This is a genomic window from Mycobacterium sp. (assembly GCF_025933915.1).
Classification (GTDB): domain Bacteria; phylum Actinomycetota; class Actinomycetes; order Mycobacteriales; family Mycobacteriaceae; genus Mycobacterium.
In genome coordinates this window covers 1-3093 of sequence record NZ_JAICZA010000279.1, presented here as the reverse complement: position 1 = coordinate 3093, position 3093 = coordinate 1, and the positions used below count along the sequence as shown (strand labels likewise).

Genomic DNA, 3093 nt, shown 5'->3' with positions numbered 1-3093 from the left:
GGAATTGCGCATGCAGCAGCGGCGCGGTCCGTAGGGACCACGCCGCGCTGGAGCCTTCGAAGGTTAGAGCAAACCGAGCAGCTGCAGATCGGTGACGTACTTGACGATCACCGGGGCGCTGACGTGCGGGATGTCGTTGTCCGAACCGACCTTTGCTTCCTGCACGGCGGCGCGGAACCGGTCGGTCGTCGCGAACGCCCCACGGGCCGGCTCGGCGGGCTGCAGGTTCTTCGGATCCCGCAGCAGCAACAGCAACATCTGCAGGACCGAGTTCTGCCGCTGCCGTTCCGGCAGGCCACGCAATCCGGTCTCGAAGCGTTGCAGCCACTCGCCGAAGTCACCGACCCGCTCGATCGGGTAGCCGGCTTCGATCAGCCAGTCGACGTACTCGTCCAGCCCGATTCCGTCATCGTGCGGGTTCATCACGTGATAGGTCTCGAACCCCTCCATCACCTGGGCGCCCAGCTTGGCGATCGCCTCGGCGACGAACTCGACGGGCAGGCCGTCGAAGTGCGCGCTTTGCCGCTTGCCGTCGGCGTCGAGCTGATAGAACGACTTGGGCGCGCAGCCGGTGGCCACCACGCTCAGGATCATCCGGGTGAAGATGTCCGCCACGTTCAGCTGGCCCGCGTAGCTGGTGCCAGCCAGGATCATGTCCGAGCGGAACACCGAGACCGGCAGACCGCACAGGTCGTGGGCCTCGCGCAGCAACACCTCGCCGGCCCACTTGCTGTTGCCGTAGCCGTTGGCGTAGCTGCCGTCGATGACACGGGTGGCGCTGATGACCCGGATGTCGGCGTCCTCGGTGAACGCCGACGGCTCGATCTGGCGTCCCACGTCCGACGTCGACACGTACGCGTACGGCTTCATCTTCGTGGTGAGCGCCAACCGGATCAGCTCGGCCGTGCCCCCGACATTGGGAGTGAACAGCTCGTTGTAGGGCAGCACACCGTTGACGACGGCCGCGGAGTCGACGATCAGGTCGACCGTGTCGGCCAGCTGCTGCCACGTCTCGTCGTCCAGGCCCAGGTTGGCCTGGCCCTTGTCGCCGGCGACCACCTGCAGGTGCTCTTCGGCCAATTCCTGGAAGTGCTGCAGCAATTCCGGGTCACCGCTGTCGAACGTCTTCTCCAGACGGCGCCAGGCGTCCTCGTCGGACCGGGCCCGCACCAAGCAGACCAGCTTGCCCTCGACCAGTTCCAGCTGCTCGAGCCATTCCAGCACCAGGTAGCGGCCCAGGAAACCCGTCGCGCCGGTCAGCAGGACCGTGCGCACCTCGGAGCTCGGACCGGGCAACGCCGGCACGCTGGACAGCGTCGTCGCGTCGATGAACTTGTCCAAGGTGAGGTCGCGGGCGTGCACCTCGGTGGCGTCGGCGCCGTGCACCGCCGCGAAGCCGGGCCCCGCGGCGTTCTCCGTGCCGGCACCGCTGGTGATCCGATGGCTCAGGGCCCGGACGGACTGCGAGTCGAATAACGTGCGGACCGACAGGGCGCCGTCAACGGCGGTGTTGATCTCGGCGATCACCCGCATCGCGGACAGCGAGTCCCCCCCGAGCTCGAAGAAGGAGTCCTCGACCGAGACCCGCTCCATCCCGAGCACCCGGGCGAAGATGCCGGCCACGATCTCCTCGGTGTGATCCGACGGGGCAACGTACTCGCCGCCGCGCTTCTGGTATTCCGGCGCGGGCAGGGCGCGCTTGTCGAGCTTGCCGTTGACCGTCAACGGCAGCGCGTCCAGCACCACCACCGCGGCCGGCACCATGTAGGCGGGCAACCGGTCGGCCAGCTGGATGCGGATACCGACCGGGTCGGCGGTGCCGGTGATGTAGCCCACCAGCCGCTTGTCGCCGGGACGGTCCTCGCGGGCGATCACCGCCGCCTGCTCGACCCCGTCCAGCCCGGCCAGTGCCGCCTGCACTTCACCGAGTTCGATGCGGTAGCCGCGGACCTTGACCTGCTCGTCGGCGCGGCCCAGGTACTCCAGCTGACCATCGTGGCCCCACCGGACCAGGTCGCCGGTGCGATACATCCGCGCACCCGGGCCCCCGAACGGGCAGGCCACGAACCGCGACGCCGTCAGAGAAGACCGACGCGAATATCCCGCCGCCACACCGTGACCCGCGATGTACAGCTCGCCGACGACACCCTCGGGCGCCGGGCGCAGCCACCTGTCCAGCACGAACAACGCGGCCCGCGGCACCGGCGAACCGATCGGCGCCGACCCCGCCCCGGTCTGCAGCGGCGCGCTCATCGCCGCGTACACGGTGGCCTCGGTCGGGCCGTAGGCGTTGATCATCACCCGTCCGGGCGCCCACCGGTCGACGACCTCGACCGGGCAGGCCTCGCCGGCCACCACCAGCGCCGTCGAGTCCAGGCCCTCCGGCGAGAGCATGCCCACCGCCGACGGGGTCTGGCTCAGCACGGTGACCTGTTCGGAGACCAGCAGCGCGTGCAAGTCGTCCGGGGACGCCGCGACCGATTCGGGAACCACCACCAGGCGCCCGCCGTGCAGCAGCGCGCCCCAGATCTCGTGCACCGAGACGTCGAAGACCAGCGAGTGCCACTGTGCCCACACCCCCGCCTCCGGCAGGTCGGCGTGCAGGGACTCCAGCAGCTGGGTGGCGTTGTCGTGGGTGACGGCCACGCCCTTGGGGACGCCGGTCGTGCCCGAGGTGTAGATGAGGTAGGCGATGTTGTCCGACGACGGGATCGGCAGCGCCGTGCAGGGTTGGGTGTCCAGCGCCGGGTCGTCGATGTCGATGACCGTCGGGCGGCAGCCGTCGAGCCGCGACCGCAGGCCCGCCGTGGTGACCACGGCGACCGGCTCGGCGTCGGTGAGCAGGAACTCGATCCGTGCGGCCGGCAACGCCGGGTCGATCGGCAGGTACGCCGCCCCGGTCTTGAGGACCGCGAGGATCGAGACGATCGCGTCGGCGGACCGGGAGAACAGCAACGCGACCCGCTCACCCGGGCCCGCGCCCTCCTCGATCAACAAGTGCGCCAACCGGTTTGCGGCCTCGTCGAGCTCCCGGTAGGTCATCGAGCGGCCCTCGAAACTCAGCGCCGCCACGTCCGGGGTGCGGGCCACCTG

General features: G+C 69.6%; 1 protein-coding gene. It reads right to left on the bottom strand.

Annotated elements, in window-relative coordinates; all coding sequences use genetic code 11:
* Window positions 1-63 precede the first annotated feature (63 nt).
* The coding region (locus Q0W90_RS23935) for an amino acid adenylation domain-containing protein (protein WP_297777104.1) at window positions 64-3093 on the bottom strand (3030 nt) is incomplete at its 5' end.